This window comes from Brevundimonas sp. GW822-FHT03E11 (assembly GCF_058801445.1).
Window position 1 is genome coordinate 412,746 of record NZ_JBXANG010000003.1, and the last position, 14,758, is coordinate 427,503.

Consider the following 14,758-nt stretch of genomic DNA (forward strand, 5'->3'; position numbering starts at 1 on the left):
GCCGCTCCGATGATGAAATGAAGCCGACGGCGGAGGGTTTCACCCTCCGCCGCTCAACCTCGACAATAAGACGGGGATCAGGCTATGGCGGCGAAGCTGCGATCTTCCAAGGGGCGCAGGGGCGTCACCACGTCCGCCAGCGGGGCCTCGGCGAACGGACGGCGCGCCAGAAGGTCGCCGTAGACGTCCAGATAACGGCGCGCCATGGCGGCGGCCGAGAAGCGCAGTTCGAACCGGGCGCGGATGGCCTCGCGGTCCAGGAGGCGGGCACGGTCGGCGGCGGCGACGGCCTGTTCCATGGTGTCCACCAGGAAGCCGGTGGCGCCGTCCTCGATGATTTCCGGCGTCGATCCGCAGCGGAAGGCCACCACCGGCGTGCCGCAGGCCATGGCCTCGATCATCACCAGGCCGAAGGGTTCGGGCCAGTCGATCGGGAACAACAGGGCCTCGGCGCCGCCCAGGAAGGCTGATTTCTGATGGTCGCCGATCTCGCCGATGAACTCGATCAGGGGATTGGCCTCGACCATGGGACGGATGGTCTCCTCCCAATAGATCTTGTCTGCGGCGTCCACCTTGGCGGCCATCTTCAGCGGGCGGCCCAGTTTGGTGGCGATCTCAATCGCGCGGTCGGGTCGTTTCTCGGGCGAGATGCGGCCCAGGAAGGCCAGATAGCCCTCTGACTTCGGCGAGAAGACATATTGGTCGCCGGGCATGCCGTGATGCACGGTCGCCTTCCAATTCGCATGGGGCAGGGGGCGGCGCTGGTCGTCCGAGATGGAAATCAGGCCGAAGTCGCTCCAGCGATCGTAAACGCCGGGCAGATCCTTCAGATCGAGCCGTCCATGCAATGTGGTGATGGTCCGGTCCGCATAGGGCCGGAACAGGGGGAAGTGGATCATGTCGGTGTGGAAGTGGATGACGTCGAACTGATCGACGCGATCCAGGACCTCGCTCAGCATGGTCATATGGGCGGCGAGATCGGACTTCAGCGGGGCGGGGTCCAGGCGGATGGCCTGGTCGCGGACGGGGACCAGCCGCGCCCGCGTCTGGGCGTCTGCGGAGGCGAACAGAGTGACCTCATGGCCCAGATCGACCAGGGCGTCTGTGAGATGGGCGACGACCCTTTCGGTGCCGCCATACAATTTGGGAGGCACAGCCTCATAAAGCGGTGTGACCTGCGCGATCTTCATCGATGTGCTTGCTCCAGCCCGGCGCTGCGGGCCTGTTCACATCAATGTTCACGCGGGTGCGCGGTTCCGTCGCGGAGACGAAATTTCCGTCGCAAATCCGGCGAGTTACAGAGCTTTACCGTAGGGCGGCTACTGCATCCCCGCCCGGACTTCCGCACGCAGGGCGTCGATCGACTTCAGCCCCTGGTCGGTCTTGAAGCGCCAGTAGGTCCAGCCGTTGCAGGCGGGGGCGTTCTCCAGCAGGGCGCCCAGCTTGTGGATCGAGCCGGTCAGGGAGCCCGACACCAGGGAGCCGTCGGCGCGGACGCGGGCCTCGCGCTCGCCCTTGGGGCAGTACAGACGGTCGCCGGGGTTCAGCAGGCCGGCCTCGACCAGGGCGCCGAAGGGCACCTTGGGCTCGGCGCGCTTGGAGCCCATGACGGCCAGGTCTTCGGGACTGGCGGGAATGACCGAGGCGATGCGGGTCTCGGCGACGGCCGCATAGGTCTCGTCCCGCTCGATGCCGATGTAGTGGCGACCGAGGCGTTTGGCGGCGGCGCCGGTGGTGCCGGTGCCGAAGAAGGGGTCCAGGACCACGTCGCCGGGGCGGGTGGCCGACAGCAGCACGCGGTGCAGCAGGGCCTCGGGCTTCTGGGTCGGATGGGCCTTCTTGCCGTCGGCGTCCTTGATCCGCTCCTCGCCGGTGCACAGGGCGAAGGTCCAGTCGGACCGCATCTGGGTGTCTTCGTTGAAGGCCTTCAGGGCGTCGTAGTTGAAGGTGTAGCGCTTCTGGTCGCGCGAGCGGGCGGCCCAGATCAGGGTCTCGTGGGCGTTGGTGAACCGGGTGCCCTTGAAGTTCGGCATCGGGTTGGACTTGCGCCAGATGATGTCGTTCAGCACCCAGAAGCCCAGGTCCTGGATCGCCGCGCCCAGGCGGAAGACGTTGTGATAGGAGCCGATCACCCAGATCGAACCTTCGGGCTTCAGCACGCGGCGGCATTCGGTCAGCCAGGCGCGGGTGAAGGCGTCGTATTCGGCGAAACTGCCGAACTTGTCCCAGTCGTCGTCGACCGCATCGACCTTCGAATTGTCGGGCCGCAGCAGGTCGCCGCCCAGTTGCAGATTATAGGGCGGGTCGGCGAAGACCATGTCGACCGAGGCGTCGGGCAGGCTTTTCAGAATCTCGATGCAGTCGCCACGGTGGATGACGTCGGTCTGGAACTGGGACATGGAACGCGGCCTCGGAACGATGAGACCGGCATGGTGAATCCTTACGGTTAAGGCAGTGTTGATTCCGTCGGTTTCGGCGTCAGCCTGGGACCACCTTCACCCGACCCGCCGCCTCTCGCGCCCGTTCGCGGGCTTCGTCCACATCGGCCCCGCGCGCGGTCGCCACGCCCATGCGGCGGCGCTCATAGGCTTCGGGCTTGCCGAACAGGCGCAGGTCGGCAGTGGGGACGGACAAGGCCTCGGCGACGCCCTCGAAGGCGACGCCTTGGGCATCCATGCCGCCGTAGATGACGGCGCTCGCGGCGGGTTCGCGCTGGGTCGCGTCGACGGGCAGGCCCAGGATGGCGCGGGCGTGGAGGGCGAACTCGCTCATGGTCTGGCTAGCCAGGGTGACCAGGCCGGTGTCGTGGGGGCGGGGCGAGACCTCGGAGAACCAGACCTGGTCGCCCTTGACGAAGAGTTCGACCCCGAACACGCCGAAACCGCCGAGGGCGTCGGTGACCTTGCCGGCGATGTCCTGCGAGGCGGCGAGGGCAGCGGGGCTCATGGCCTGGGGCTGCCAGCTCTCGACATAGTCGCCCTTGACCTGACGGTGGCCGATGGGGGCGCAGAAATCCGTGCGGGTCGAGCCGTCGGCGGCGCGCGAGCGGACGGTCAGCAGGGTGATCTCGAAATCGAAGTCGATCCGGCCCTCGACGATCACACGGGCGCCGGCGACGCGGCCGCTGTCTTGGGCGTAGGTCCAGGCGTCGGCGATTTCATCGGGGCTTTCGACAAAGGACTGGCCCTTGCCGGACGAGGACATGACCGGCTTGACGAAACAAGGGTAGCCGACGGTTTCGGCGCCGGCGGCCAGTTCCTGGGCGCTGCCCGCGAAGGCGTAGGGGCTGGTGGGCAGGCCCAGCTCTTCGGCGGCGAGACGGCGGATGCCCTCGCGGTTCATGGTCAGTTGGACGGCGCGGGCGGTGGGAATGACGCGAGCCATGCCGGCGGCCTCGATGTCGGCCAGGACCTCGGTGGCGATGGCCTCGATCTCGGGCACGATGATGTGCGGCGCCTCGGCCATGATCAGGCCGTTCAGCACCTGGGGATCGGTCATCGGGATGACGTGGCTGCGGTGGGCCACCTGCATGGCCGGGGCGTTCGGATAGCGGTCGACGGCGACCACCTCGACCCCCAGCCGCTGAAGCTCGATGGCGACCTCCTTGCCCAGTTCGCCGGAGCCCAGCAGCATGACGCGGACGGCGGTGTCGGAAAGCGGGGTGCCGAGTTTCATGGGGGGCTCCGGGGTTTGGATCAGGGCGTGGGGACGGCGTAGAGCTTGCGGAAGGCGTCCAAGGCCGCGCCGTGGTAGATGGTGGCGTGGGTCTCGGTCGGGCGGGGCGTGAAGCTCCAGCTCAGGCCGGGCAGGGCGTGGTCGCGCAGATTGGCGGTCAGGACGTCCATGGGGGCCTGCATCTCGGGGCCCTCGTCGCCCAGGGTCAGGATCAGGGTGCGCGGGTCGTTCGACTGGTCACGCAGACGGGCGCCGGACTGACGCGCCAGTTCGCCCCCGTCCCACCACAGGCTGGGGCTGACGGCGACATAGGCGTCGAACATCTGGGGTTCCTTGAGGAAGGTCTCGACCACGAACAGGCCGGCCAGGGATTCGCCCATCAGGGCGGTCTCGCCGCTGGTGCGGAAGCGCGTCTCGACGAAAGGCTGGACCTCTTCGGCCAGGAAGCGGCGGAAGCGGTCGGAATGGCCCTGGGTCGGATAGCGGGCGATCAGTTCGGGGTCTTGCGTCGGCAGGGCCAGTTCGTTGCGGCGGTCGATCGAGGCGATACCGACCACGATCACGTCGCGGGTCGTGCCGACGACGGTTCCGAGCTGGGCGAGGCCCGAGATGTGGTGGAAGTCCTGATCCTGGCCGCCGTCGAGGACATAGAGGACAGGATAGGTCTTGCCGCTGTCCGCATAGCCGGGCGGCAGCCAGACATTGATCTCGCGCGTCGCGCCCATGACGGCGGAGGGGAGGGCGTAGGACCGGCCGATGACGATGGGGGTTTCGGCGGGGGCGGGCGTCTGTGGAGCGGTCTGGGCTTGCGCCGCAGTCGCGGTCATGCCGAGTGCGAGAAGAAGACCAAGGACGCCGGGTTTCATCGTCAGCTCCACCTGATCCCTCTCCCCTTGCGGGAGAAGGTGGCCCGAAGGGCCGGATGAGGGGTTGGATGATGCGAAACGGCTCGGCCGGCGTGACCCCTCGCCCGACCGCGCCAGGACGACGGCTGACGCCGCCGTGCGCGGTCTCCCTCTCCCGCAGGGGGAGAGGGAGATGAAGAGAGATTACAGCCGCGCCTTCACCGCTGCGACCACCGCATCCGCCCTGACGCCGAACTTGTCGTACAGCACTTCCGCCGGGGCGGAGGCGCCGAAGCCGGTCATGCCGACGAAGGCGCCGTCTTCGCCGATGAACCGCTCCCAGCCTTGCTTGATCGCGGCCTCGACGGCGACACGCACCGTGCCGCGGCCGATGACCGAGGCCTGGTAGGCGGCGTCCTGCTGCTCGAACAGTTCGAAACAGGGGACGGAGACGACGCGGGTCGGCACGCCTTCGGCTTCCAGGGCTTCGGCCGCCTTCAGGGCCAGGGCCAGTTCCGTGCCCGTGCCGAACAGGGTGGCCTTGGCCTCGCCCGAGGCCGCCTTGATCTCATAGGCGCCCTTGGCGGACAGGTTTTCCGTCGCTGCGACCGTGCGCACTGCCGGGGTCTTCTGGCGCGACAGGGCCATGGCCGAGGGGGTGGTCTTGGCCTGCAGGGCGATCTGCCAGCACTCCATGGCCTCGACCGTGTCGGCGGGGCGGAAGACGTTCAGGTTCGGGATGGCGCGAAGCGCCGCCAGATGTTCGACCGGCTGGTGGGTCGGGCCGTCCTCGCCCAGGCCGATCGAGTCGTGCGTCAGGACGTGGATGGCGCGGACCCCCATCAGGGCGCCCAGACGGATGGCCGGGCGGCTGTAGTCCGAGAAGACCATGAAGGTGCCGCCGTAAGGAATGATCCCGCCGTGCAGGGCCAGGCCGTTCATGGCGGCGGCCATGCCGAACTCGCGGATGCCCCAGTTGACGTAGCGGCCCTCATAGGTGGGCTGGTCGAAGATGGGGGTGCCGGCGACGAAGGTGTTGTTCGAGCCGGTCAGGTCGGCCGAGCCGCCGACCAGTTCGGGGATGGCGGCGAAGACCTGGTCCAGGGCGGCGCCCGAGGACTGGCGCGTGGCCTGGGCGGGCTGGGTTTCGATCAGTTCGGCGATCTTGGCGTTCAGGGCGTCGAAGGCGCCCTCGGGCAGGTCGCCCTTCATGGCGCGGGTGAAATCGGCGGCCTGGGGCGAGGCGGCGAGGCGGGCCTCCCACTTCTTGCGGTCCTTGGCGCCGCGACGGCCGACCTTGGCCCAGGCGTCGGCGATGGTCTGGGGCATTTCGAAGGGTTCGTGATCCCAGGCCAGGCCCAGGCGGGTGGCGGCGATCTCGGCGGCGCCCAGGGCGGCGCCGTGGGTCTTGTGGCTGCCTTCCATGGTGGCGGCGCCCTTGCCGATCTTGGTCTTGCAGGCGATCAGGGTGGGCTTGTCCTGGCGCGTCGCCCACTTCAGGGCGGCCTTGATGGCGTTCATGTCATGGCCGTCGATGGCCTTGACCGCCCAGCCGGCGGCCTTGAAGCGGGCCTTCTGGTCGGTGGCGTCCGACAGGGAGACCTTGCCGTCGATGGTGATCTCATTGTCGTCCCACAGGACGGTGAGCTTGTTCAGACGGTAGCGGCCGGCCAGGGCGATGGCCTCCTGGGACACGCCTTCCATCAGGCAGCCGTCGCCGGCGATGACCCAGGTGCGGTGATCGACCAGGTCCTCGCCGTATTTGGCGGCGAGGTGACGCTCGGCCATGGCGAAACCGACCGAGGTGGCCAGGCCCTGGCCGAGGGGGCCGGTGGTGACCTCGACGCCCGGCATATGGCCGTACTCGGGGTGGCCGGCGGTCTTGGAGCCCCACTGACGGAAGTTCGACAGCTCTTCCTTGGTCGCGGCCTTGTAGCCGGTCAGGTGCAGAAGCGCGTAGATCAGCATCGAGCCGTGGCCGGCCGACAGGATGAAACGGTCGCGGTCGGCCCAGTCGGGGCGGCTCGCGTCGAACTTCAGAAACTTCGAAAACAGCACCGTGGCGACATCGGCCATGCCCATCGGCATGCCGGGGTGGCCCGACTTGGCCTTTTCGACTCCGTCCATGGCGAGGACGCGGATGGCGTTGGCCATCTGCTGGGGCGTGGCCTTGGGGGCGGATTTGACGTCGTTCACGAGGCGAGACCTTTCGGCGGGAACGGAAATTCAGAGGCGCGCCGCTTTACCCCGGCGCGTCCTCGGGTTCTATACGCAATTTGAAGGAGCGACCGATGGCAGACGCCACCACGGCCGCACGGGCCCGTATCGACCGGGCCCTGGCCGAACTGGAACGCAAGATCCTGGCGCTGAAGGCCCGACCGGCTTCGGCGCCGCCGATCGCCGACGACGATCTGTTCGCGCCCCGCAGCGATGCGAACGGGGCGGCGGACGCCGCACGCCTGGCCGAACTCGAGGCTGCGGGGCGCGAGGCGTCTGAAGCCTTGGGGCGGGCGGCCGAGGCCGTGCGAGAGGTGCTGGTCCAGGGCGAACGTCAGGCTCGCGATGAAATCGAAGGCGAGGCCGACTGATGGCGACGGTGACGGTGGAGGTGAACGGTCGCCCCTATGCGGTGGGCTGCGCCGACGGACAGGAGGAGCGGGTCCGCATCCTGGCCAAACAGTTCGACAACCAGGTGCGCCAGGTGGCCCAGGACGTCGGCCATGTGGGGGATCTGCGGCTTTTCCTGATGTCGGCTCTGATCCTGGCGGATGAGCTGCATGAGGCCCGACTGAACGGCGGCGGAGCGCCGGCCCCGACGGGCGACCCGGCGCCCACCCGTGACGGCGTCGCTGAGGCGCTGAATGCGGTTGCAGCCCGGATCGAGAAGATCGCCCAATCCATCTGAAGGCGGCTGATCGGATTACACCGCTTGAGAAGGCGGGGCGCAGGCCCTATCTTGTGCGACGGCGGGTCCTGCTGCGGCTCACGTCGGAGGCAACATTTCCTCGCGACCTTAATTCACTCGAAGGGATCTGTCCCTGTCCGGGCTCGAGGGCCTGGGCATATGGAGCCCACCTGGTTACCCAGGTCGAGAGGATTTAAACCGCTCTTCACGGTTCACGCGGCGCCGCCAACCCTTTCCCCTTCTTCGCCCTGCGCGTGAGACGCGCGCCAGCTGAGCGCACCCATGTTCGACAAGCATGAACTCCGGTCCGCCGCCCGCGCGCGGCGCAAGGCCCTGGCCGGGACCGATCCGACCGCCGCCCAACGCGCCGCCGACCACATCGACGCCCTGCCGCAGGGGGCTGTCGTGGCCCTCTATCGCGCCATGGGGTCCGAGCTGGACACCGGAGCCCTGGCTGTAGCGCTGGAGGCGGCGGGGCGGCGGCTGTGCCTTCCGGTGGTGCTGGAGCGGGACGCGCCCATGGTCTTTCGCGCCTGGTCGCCGGGCGAGCCGCTGGAGCTGGACGCCGCCGGCTGTCCCGCGCCCCTGCCGCTGGCCGAGTTGGTGGAGCCGGACCTGATCATTACGCCGCTACTGGCCTTCGATGCGTCCGGCGGCCGGCTGGGGCAGGGCGGCGGCTTCTACGACCGCACCTTTGCGGCCCGGCCCGATGTGATCCGGGTGGGCTTCGCCTATGCGGGGCAGGCGGTGGAGGCGCTGAGCCTGGAGGCGCACGACATGCGGCTGCACGGCGTGCTGACCGAGGCGGGGTATCAGGCGTTCTGAGGGATATGCCATTGACATATCCGTGCAGCAAGCCGATAGGGAGGCCATGAGCGCCCCGCTGAAAGCTACGGTCTTCAAGTCCAATCGCTCGCAGGCCGTGCGACTGCCCAAGGCCGTGGCTTTTCCCGATGACGTGAAGGAGCTTCGCGTCATCAAGGAGGGCAAGAGCCTGCGCCTGGTGCCGGTGGATGCGCTGTGGGATGACTTTCTCGACCAGCCCGGCATTTCGGATTGGCCGGATCGCGACCAGCCCGAGATGCAGAAGCGGGAGGACTGGTGAGCACCGGCTATATGCTGGACACCAGCATCTGTATCGAAATCCTGCGGGGCCGCAGCGCTGCGTTGAACGCGCGTCTGAGATCTGAGCACGAGCCGCTTCATGTATCGACGGTGGTCGTCATGGAACTGGCGGTTGGACCCAGCAAGCTCGCGGACTCTCTTCGCGCCGAACGGCTGGAGTCGTTCCTCGCGCGGCTGGACATTCTTGCTTTCGACGAAGATGCGGCCCGGCATACGGCGGCTATCCGTGCGGATCTGGAACGTCGCGGGCGCCCCATCGGACCTTACGACTATCAGATTGCGGGTCATGCTCGCAGTCGGGGGCTGACCGTCGTCACCCGCAACACTGGCGAGTTCGAGCGCGTTGCCGGCCTAAGGGTCGAGGACTGGTCGGATGGTGGTAAAGGCGTACACGAATGAGATTGGCGTTTTTCGGCGACGTTATCGGCAAGTCCGGCCGTGACGGGATCAGCGATCATCTTCCGGGCCTGAAGCGCGACCTGAAGCTGGACTTCGTGGTGGTGAACGCCGAGAACGCCGCAGGCGGCTTCGGCATTACCGAGAATACGGCGCGTGAGCTGTTCATGGCGGGGGCGGACTGCCTGACCCTGGGCAATCACTCGTGGGACCAGCGCGAGGCCCTGACCTATATCGTGCGCGAGCCGCGCCTGATCCGGCCGGCCAACTATCCGCGGCTGATGGATGCGCCGGGCGCCGGGGCCAATCTGTTCGAGACCGACACGGGCCGCACCGTCCTGGTGATGAATGTGCTGGGCCGGGTGCATATGGACCCGATGGACGATCCGTTCGGGGCGGTGGAGCGCGAACTGGCGGCGGCGCCCCTGGGCGCCGTGGCCGATGCTGTGATCGTGGACATGCACTGCGAGGCGACCAGCGAGAAGATGGCCATGGGCCATTTCTGCGACGGGCGAGCGTCGCTGGTGGTCGGCACCCATACCCACGTCCCGACCGCCGACTGCCAGATCCTGCCCGGCGGCACGGCCTATCAGACCGACGCCGGCGGCTGCTGCGACTATGACAGCGTCATCGGCAACGAAAAGGAGGAGCCGCTGCGCCGCTTCACCACCCGGATTTCGGGCGGGCGCTATACGCCGGCGTCCGGGCCGGCCACCGTATGCGGCGTCTTCGTGGAGACCGACGACCGGACGGGGCTGGCGAAGCGGATCGAGCCGATCCGGGTCGGCGGACGGTTGAGCCAGGCGGTGCCGGTTCTCTGACCCGCACGGGAGAAGTCGCCGCACTCTCCTGGCCGAGGCGGATCCTATCTCAGTGGCTGATGTCGCCCATGCCCGTGAGGTGAAGGACGCCCTTTCCGGGCAGTTCGACGCGCAGTTCAAGGGTGCCGCCGGCCGCCTCGACGAACCGGCGCAGAGTGGACAGGTAGAGATCGGCCTGGCGTTCCATCTTGAGCACCGAAGGCTGCTTTACTCCAAGCGCCTGGGCGATCTGCTCCTGGCTGCGTTCGGCGAGCTCGCGCAACGCCTTCAGGCCTTCCACTTCGCCCACGAGTTCGGCGGCGCGGGCGTCGATGCGCGCCCGGCGGGCCTCGGGCAGTGCAGCCATGATCTCTTCGCGCGTGCGACCCATCTTATGTCTCCTTCAACGCCCTCAAGTGGCTGGTGAACCGGCTGTCTGCCTTGGCGATAAGGCCTTTGTAGAATCGCTTCTGGGCCACGCCTGCCTTGTCGCCGGCGACCAGCAGGATGGCCTGCCGCTCCGGATCAAAGGCGAACGCAACCCGCCAGACCCCGTCGGCCGCCTTGAACCGAAGTTCCTTCATGTTTGCGTGCCTGGACCCTGCCAGGGTGTCGGCATGGGGGCGGCCCAGCCGGGGCCCATAGACTTCCAACAGCGCCGTCATCGCCAATAGCTCGTCCTGGACTTCGACTGGGAGGGCGTCGAACTCTGGGTCGAACTCATCATGGTTGCTGACGGCCCATGGCATGTCGCTATATAGCTGAGAGGCTATATCCTGTCCATAGGCTCCAGCCTATGTGAGGTCATCACGCCGGCGTCAGCGTGTTCGATCCCGCCTCGATCGCGAAGGTCTGGCGGGTCGTCAGCACGCCCGAGCGGTCCGACACCTTGTCCAAAACCTTGAATTGAGTGGTCCAGACGGTCGGCGTGGCTTCACAGACCACATAGCCGCGCTGGGAGTTGCGGAACTTCAGCTGGGGATTGACGGCCATAAACCGGTCGTAATCGGCGCCGCGGTCCGATCCGTCGCCGCGCGAGCTGATCGAGGTGCCGACGAACTCGACCGCGATGGGGGCGCCCTCGGGCTGGCTGCCGTCAAGCCACAGACCGCCCGCATAGTTCTGATGCTCGTCGCCGGTCAGGACCACGACATTGTCGATGCGGCGGTCGCGGATGTGGCTCAGCAGCCGGTTGCGGGGCACGCGATAGCCGGCCCAGCTGTCGGTGTTGACCCCCTGGCCGCCGGAGGTGTTGCGGTTCAGGTCCATCATCATGACCTGCTGAGCCAGGGCCTTCCATCGGGCCTTGGAACGGTCGAGGTTGGTCAGCAGCCAGGCTTCCTGAGCGTCGCCCAGAACCTGGGCCGTCGTCGCCTCTATGCCGGGGCAGTTGGCGTTGAAGCGGTCATTGCAGGGCTGGTCCGTGCGATACTGGCGGGTGTCCAGGAAGGCCACGTCCAGCAGGTCGCCGTACTGGGCCCGGCGATAGGCCTGCATGCCCGCGCCGCGCGGGAAGGCCGATTTCCGCATCGGCATGAACTCGTAGAAGGCCTGCATGGCGGCGGCGCGACGCAGCAGGAAGACCTCAGGCGGCGTGCCGTCCTGATCAATGTCGCCGACCCAGTTGTTGTCCACCTCGTGATCGTCATAGGTGCAGAACCAGGCAGCCGAGGCGCGCGAGGCCTGAAGGTCTGCATCCATCGTGTACTGGGAATAGCGGCGGCGATAGTCGTCCAGGCTGTAGATTTCGCCGCCCAGGTGGACGCGGGTGTTGTCCTGGGGGCCGGCGCCCGACTGATAGATGGGGTTGGCGCGACCCTCATAGATGTAGTCGCCGTAGCAGAAGATGAAATCCAGCTCCTCTTCCGCCATCTTGCGGTGGGCGGTGTAATAGCCCTGTTCATAGGCTTGGCAGCCGGCGACGCCGAAGCGGACGGCCGAGACGGAGGCGCCGGCCAGGGAGGCGGTCTTGGCGCGCCCGACGCCGCTACGCTCGGTCCCGCACTGGAAGCGGTAGAAATAGGGGCGGGCGGGCTCCAGCCCCTCGACCTCGACATGGACGGAATGGCCCAGCTCCGGCCGGGCGATCGCCTCGCCGGAACGGACGACGGTGTTGAAGCCCCGGTCGGCGGCGACCTCCCACTTCACGGCGACGGGCGCCTTGGGCATGCCGGAGCCGTAGGCGAGCGGGTCGGGGGCCAGGCGCGTCCAGATGACGAAGCCGTCCGGCAGCGGGTCGCCCGCCGTCACGCCCAGCCGGAAGGGGTTCACATCGAACACGGCCTGGGCCAGGGCGGGGCCGGTCGGCGACAGGGCCAGGCCGCCGCCGAAAGCCGCAAGCATGGAACGGCGGGAAAGAGCGAGGCGGGTCATCGGCGCGTCCTGAGTTTTCGTCGCCCTTATCCCTACAATGTGACAGGTCTTCCGGCTGCGGGGGCCGTCAGGCCGCGTCTCGGCGTTTCCGGCTTTCGACCAACTGGCGGCGCACCTGGGCCAGTTCAGCGGCGCGCCTTTCGGGCGTATGGGTCTTGAGCACATAGTGCTGGGCCGCACGGGCCAGGGCCAGGCGGCGGTTCGGTTCCCGGATCAATGCGTCCAACGCCGCGACCAGGTGACGGGGGGTCACGGCGTCCAGATAATGGGCGTGGTCGCCGCTGGCTTCGCGAAGGCCGCCGCGCCCGGATGATATCAGGGCGGCGCCCGCCGCATGGGCTTCCACCGCCGTCAAACCGAAGGGCTCGTCCCAGGTCGAGGGCGTCACGGCGATGGCGGCGGATTTCATCTGTTCGCGAACCTGGTCCAGCGGGGCGGACCGCAGGACGGCGACCCGGGGGCCAAACCGCTGAAGCGGCGTGAGATGCGGGGCGGCCCAGTCCGCGTGCGCGGCCCAGTCGTTCAACATCAGGACCGCGCGCCAGCTCGGGTGGCTGTCCAGCACGGCCGGCAAGGCGGCGCACAGGACGTCCAATCCCTTTTCCGGCATGGCCCGCCCGGCGAAGGCGATGATCGGCTGGCGATCTTCGGGCGGCGCCAGCCAGGCGCCGGCGTCGATGGGATTGGGCACGGCGTGGGCGCGATCGGCCAGCTGCGGATAGGTCCGGGCGAAGGCCGTCCTCTCCGCCTGGCTGACGAAGATGAAGCCGTCCATCCGGCTGTAGCGCAAGGCATAGCGCCACCGATCAAACCACTGGCGCGCGGGCTTCAACGCATTGTGTCGATACAGGACATGCACCGCCTGGGGGAAACGCGCCGACACGGCCAGGGCCTGTTTCACCTGCTGATGGTGTTCGATCAGTTCCGGCTGAAGCGCGCGCAGGGCGTTGAACAGGCTCTGTTGAGCGTTGCGTCGTGGAAGGGCGATCACGCGGGAGGCGTTGTGGTCCTGGGCGCCCTCCTGGCAGAGAATGCGGGTGTCTGGATCATGATCGCAGCGGGCGAGCGTCCGCACGACCGTCTCCATGGAGTTGGGGCGCGCTTCGGAGAAGAGCGAACCCGGCGGCAGCAGAATGGCGGTTCGCAGCGCGGTCGTCCTGAAGCTGATGGCAAGCTGAACAATGGCGCCCGGTCGGCGACACCCGCGTTCAACGCACAGAGCGGCGAATTCCGTCGCGTGAATTCGTCAGGATCTGCGCGTCCTCAGCCGAAGTCGCATCGGTTCGCGACTGCGCAGGGTGATCTGGTGCACGGGGCGGGGTTCGATCGTCGTGATCGGCTCGACCTCGGCGGCGCGCAGAATGGAGGCCAGGGCGATCACCGCCTCCTGAATGGCGAAGGCGGCGCCGATGCAGACGCGGGGGCCGGCGCTGAAGGGGATGTAGGCGTAGCGGTCGATGGACTTGCGGTTCTGGGGCAGGAAGCGTTCGGGCTTGAAGGCGTCCGGGTCTTCCCACAGCAGGCTGTGGCGTTGCAGGATCCACGGGGAGATGATGACGGTGGCGCCGGCCTTGATCGGCTGGCCGCCGATCTCGTCGTCGGCCAGGGCCTTGCGGGCCATGGTCGGGGCGGGCGGGAACAGGCGCATGGTCTCGTCCAGCACGGCGCGGGTCCAGGGCAGGGCCTCGGCCCATTGCGGATCGGAGACGTCGAAGGCGTCAGCCTCGGCCTGAAGCCGGGCGAGATATTCGGGCTGGCGCGACAGCAGGTGCAGGGTCCAGCCCAGGGCGCGGGCGGTGGTCTCGTGCCCCGCCAGGATGAAGGTCAGGATGTTGGCGGCGACTTCTTCGTCCGACAGGCCGGGTCCGCCGTTCTCGTCGCGGGCCAGCAGCAGGGCGCTGAGCAGGTCTTGGGGCGGCATGTCCCCAGCCTCGATGCGGGCGCGGCGGGCCTCGACCAGGCGGGTGACGCGCTGTTCGAAGAAACGGGCCGAACCGAAACTGGCCAGACGACCCAGACGGGGCGCCCAGTCCGGCGCGCCCAGCACGTCCAGCGGATCGATACGGGCGCCGTTGGCCAGGAACTGGTTCAGGGCGCGCTCGAAGCCGCGGGCCTCGCCGCCCAGTTCGTCGGAGAACATGGTAGCCGACAGGATGTCGAAGGTCAGGCCCGACATCTCGCTGTCGATATCCAGCACCCGGCCGCGCGCAGACAGGGACCAGCCGGCGACGCGCGCCTGACAAACCTCCGCCATACGGGCGTTCAGGGTGGCCATCTTTGCGGGGGTGAAAAGCGGCGCCAGGATGCGCCGGACGCGGCGCCAGGCGTCCCCCTCGGTCAGCAGCAGGCCCTCGGCCAGCATGGGACCGAGGACGCGGCGTTGCAGGTCGCCCTTCACATAGCTTGATGCATTTTCTGTCAGGACGTGGCGGACGCCCTCGGGGTGGCTGACCACCAGGATCTCGCCGAAGGCGCTGTTTCCGTACAGCTGCGGCTCGGTGAAATGCCGCTCGGACCACATGCGGATCGGATCGCGCCAGCTGATCCACAGGAAGGGCAACAGGGACAGCGGGCCGCCCGTGCGACGGGGCGGAATGGCGGGGCGGAAGACGGCGTCGGCAGCCAGGGTCATGTCCATG

At 67.9% G+C, this 14,758-nt stretch carries 16 protein-coding genes and 1 other RNA gene; 7 read left to right on the top strand and 10 right to left on the bottom strand.

Annotation, left to right across the window (positions count from 1 at the left end; genetic code table 11):
• Positions 1–77 precede the first annotated feature (77 nt).
• The 5 genes from AC1RKE_RS07330 to tkt form a co-directional block, all read right to left on the bottom strand.
• A complete protein-coding gene (locus AC1RKE_RS07330) occupies positions 78–1,190 on the bottom strand; it encodes a glycosyltransferase family 4 protein (RefSeq protein ID WP_152950791.1) in 1,113 nt (370 codons plus the stop codon).
• A 129-nt stretch (positions 1,191–1,319) separates the two neighbouring features.
• Positions 1,320–2,399 (bottom strand): site-specific DNA-methyltransferase, encoded by a 1,080-nt coding sequence (locus AC1RKE_RS07335; protein ID WP_152950790.1) that lies wholly within the window; start codon positions 2,397–2,399, stop codon positions 1,320–1,322.
• A 79-nt stretch (positions 2,400–2,478) separates the two neighbouring features.
• On the bottom strand, positions 2,479–3,675 hold the full coding sequence (gene purT / locus AC1RKE_RS07340; protein ID WP_152950789.1) for a formate-dependent phosphoribosylglycinamide formyltransferase: 1,197 nt from the start codon (positions 3,673–3,675) through the stop codon (positions 2,479–2,481).
• A gap of 20 nt (positions 3,676–3,695) precedes the next feature.
• The gene (locus AC1RKE_RS07345; RefSeq protein ID WP_348684385.1) at positions 3,696–4,541 is read right to left on the bottom strand and encodes an alpha/beta hydrolase; all 846 of its coding nucleotides are present in this window, start codon (positions 4,539–4,541) and stop codon (positions 3,696–3,698) included.
• Between the two features lie 183 nt (positions 4,542–4,724).
• On the bottom strand, positions 4,725–6,716 hold the full coding sequence (tkt, locus tag AC1RKE_RS07350) for a transketolase (protein ID WP_348684384.1): 1,992 nt from the start codon (positions 6,714–6,716) through the stop codon (positions 4,725–4,727).
• 95 nt (positions 6,717–6,811) lie between these two features.
• On the opposite strand from tkt, the gene AC1RKE_RS07355 reads away from it, so the two are divergent.
• The 7 genes from AC1RKE_RS07355 (at position 6,812) to AC1RKE_RS07385 (ending at position 9,767) form a co-directional block, all read left to right on the top strand.
• On the top strand, positions 6,812–7,108 hold the full coding sequence (locus tag AC1RKE_RS07355; protein WP_054766424.1) for a hypothetical protein: 297 nt from the start codon (positions 6,812–6,814) through the stop codon (positions 7,106–7,108).
• Positions 7,108–7,425, top strand: a complete 318-nt coding sequence (locus AC1RKE_RS07360; RefSeq protein WP_054766423.1) for a cell division protein ZapA — start codon at positions 7,108–7,110, stop codon at positions 7,423–7,425. Before AC1RKE_RS07355 ends, AC1RKE_RS07360 begins: the two co-directional genes overlap by 1 nt.
• A 65-nt stretch (positions 7,426–7,490) precedes the next feature.
• A non-coding RNA gene (ssrS, locus tag AC1RKE_RS07365) (6S RNA) lies at positions 7,491–7,652 on the top strand.
• 55 nt (positions 7,653–7,707) lie between these two features.
• Positions 7,708–8,250, top strand: a complete 543-nt coding sequence (locus AC1RKE_RS07370) for a 5-formyltetrahydrofolate cyclo-ligase (RefSeq protein ID WP_348684383.1) — start codon at positions 7,708–7,710, stop codon at positions 8,248–8,250.
• A 46-nt stretch (positions 8,251–8,296) separates the two neighbouring features.
• The gene (vapB, locus tag AC1RKE_RS07375) at positions 8,297–8,530 is read left to right on the top strand and encodes a type II toxin-antitoxin system VapB family antitoxin (RefSeq protein ID WP_221205100.1); all 234 of its coding nucleotides are present in this window, start codon (positions 8,297–8,299) and stop codon (positions 8,528–8,530) included.
• On the top strand, positions 8,527–8,949 hold the full coding sequence (locus AC1RKE_RS07380; protein ID WP_348684382.1) for a type II toxin-antitoxin system VapC family toxin: 423 nt from the start codon (positions 8,527–8,529) through the stop codon (positions 8,947–8,949). The genes vapB and AC1RKE_RS07380 overlap by 4 nt, the downstream gene beginning before the upstream one ends.
• On the top strand, positions 8,946–9,767 hold the full coding sequence (locus AC1RKE_RS07385; RefSeq protein WP_348684381.1) for a TIGR00282 family metallophosphoesterase: 822 nt from the start codon (positions 8,946–8,948) through the stop codon (positions 9,765–9,767). The genes AC1RKE_RS07380 and AC1RKE_RS07385 overlap by 4 nt, the downstream gene beginning before the upstream one ends.
• Before the next feature lie 49 nt (positions 9,768–9,816).
• Here the strand turns inward: AC1RKE_RS07385 and AC1RKE_RS07390 are convergent, their stop codons facing one another.
• From AC1RKE_RS07390 to AC1RKE_RS07410, 5 genes are all read right to left on the bottom strand, one after another.
• Positions 9,817–10,137 carry an XRE family transcriptional regulator gene (locus tag AC1RKE_RS07390; RefSeq protein WP_182714043.1) on the bottom strand — a complete coding sequence of 107 codons (321 nt, stop codon included), beginning with the start codon at positions 10,135–10,137 and terminating at the stop codon, positions 9,817–9,819.
• 1 nt (position 10,138) lies between these two features.
• On the bottom strand, positions 10,139–10,495 hold the full coding sequence (locus AC1RKE_RS07395; protein WP_201462980.1) for a type II toxin-antitoxin system RelE/ParE family toxin: 357 nt from the start codon (positions 10,493–10,495) through the stop codon (positions 10,139–10,141).
• Between the two features lie 58 nt (positions 10,496–10,553).
• Positions 10,554–12,119 carry an alkaline phosphatase D family protein gene (locus AC1RKE_RS07400; RefSeq protein WP_395941863.1) on the bottom strand — a complete coding sequence of 522 codons (1,566 nt, stop codon included), beginning with the start codon at positions 12,117–12,119 and terminating at the stop codon, positions 10,554–10,556.
• Between the two features lie 67 nt (positions 12,120–12,186).
• The gene (locus AC1RKE_RS07405) at positions 12,187–13,194 is read right to left on the bottom strand and encodes a glycosyltransferase family 4 protein (RefSeq protein ID WP_348683384.1); all 1,008 of its coding nucleotides are present in this window, start codon (positions 13,192–13,194) and stop codon (positions 12,187–12,189) included.
• A gap of 171 nt (positions 13,195–13,365) precedes the next feature.
• A complete protein-coding gene (locus AC1RKE_RS07410; RefSeq protein ID WP_348683382.1) occupies positions 13,366–14,751 on the bottom strand; it encodes a cytochrome P450 in 1,386 nt (461 codons plus the stop codon).
• Positions 14,752–14,758: the final 7 nt, after the last annotated feature.

Bases quoted from the DNA above. Each gene is read 5' to 3' on its own strand.
- purT (WP_152950789.1), bottom strand. From the start codon at position 3,675: ATGAAACTCGGCACCCCGCTTTCCGACACCGCCGTCCGCGTCATGCTG.
- AC1RKE_RS07400 (WP_395941863.1), bottom strand. From the start codon at position 12,119: ATGACCCGCCTCGCTCTTTCCCGCCGTTCCATGCTTGCGGCTTTCGGC.
- AC1RKE_RS07370 (WP_348684383.1), top strand. From the start codon at position 7,708: ATGTTCGACAAGCATGAACTCCGGTCCGCCGCCCGCGCGCGGCGCAAG.
- AC1RKE_RS07330 (WP_152950791.1), bottom strand. From the start codon at position 1,190: ATGAAGATCGCGCAGGTCACACCGCTTTATGAGGCTGTGCCTCCCAAA.
- AC1RKE_RS07390 (WP_182714043.1), bottom strand. From the start codon at position 10,137: ATGGGTCGCACGCGCGAAGAGATCATGGCTGCACTGCCCGAGGCCCGC.
- AC1RKE_RS07395 (WP_201462980.1), bottom strand. From the start codon at position 10,495: ATGCCATGGGCCGTCAGCAACCATGATGAGTTCGACCCAGAGTTCGAC.
- AC1RKE_RS07360 (WP_054766423.1), top strand. From the start codon at position 7,108: ATGGCGACGGTGACGGTGGAGGTGAACGGTCGCCCCTATGCGGTGGGC.
- vapB (WP_221205100.1), top strand. From the start codon at position 8,297: ATGAGCGCCCCGCTGAAAGCTACGGTCTTCAAGTCCAATCGCTCGCAG.
- AC1RKE_RS07355 (WP_054766424.1), top strand. From the start codon at position 6,812: ATGGCAGACGCCACCACGGCCGCACGGGCCCGTATCGACCGGGCCCTG.
- AC1RKE_RS07335 (WP_152950790.1), bottom strand. From the start codon at position 2,399: ATGTCCCAGTTCCAGACCGACGTCATCCACCGTGGCGACTGCATCGAG.
- AC1RKE_RS07410 (WP_348683382.1), bottom strand. From the start codon at position 14,751: ATGACCCTGGCTGCCGACGCCGTCTTCCGCCCCGCCATTCCGCCCCGT.
- AC1RKE_RS07345 (WP_348684385.1), bottom strand. From the start codon at position 4,541: ATGAAACCCGGCGTCCTTGGTCTTCTTCTCGCACTCGGCATGACCGCG.
- AC1RKE_RS07385 (WP_348684381.1), top strand. From the start codon at position 8,946: ATGAGATTGGCGTTTTTCGGCGACGTTATCGGCAAGTCCGGCCGTGAC.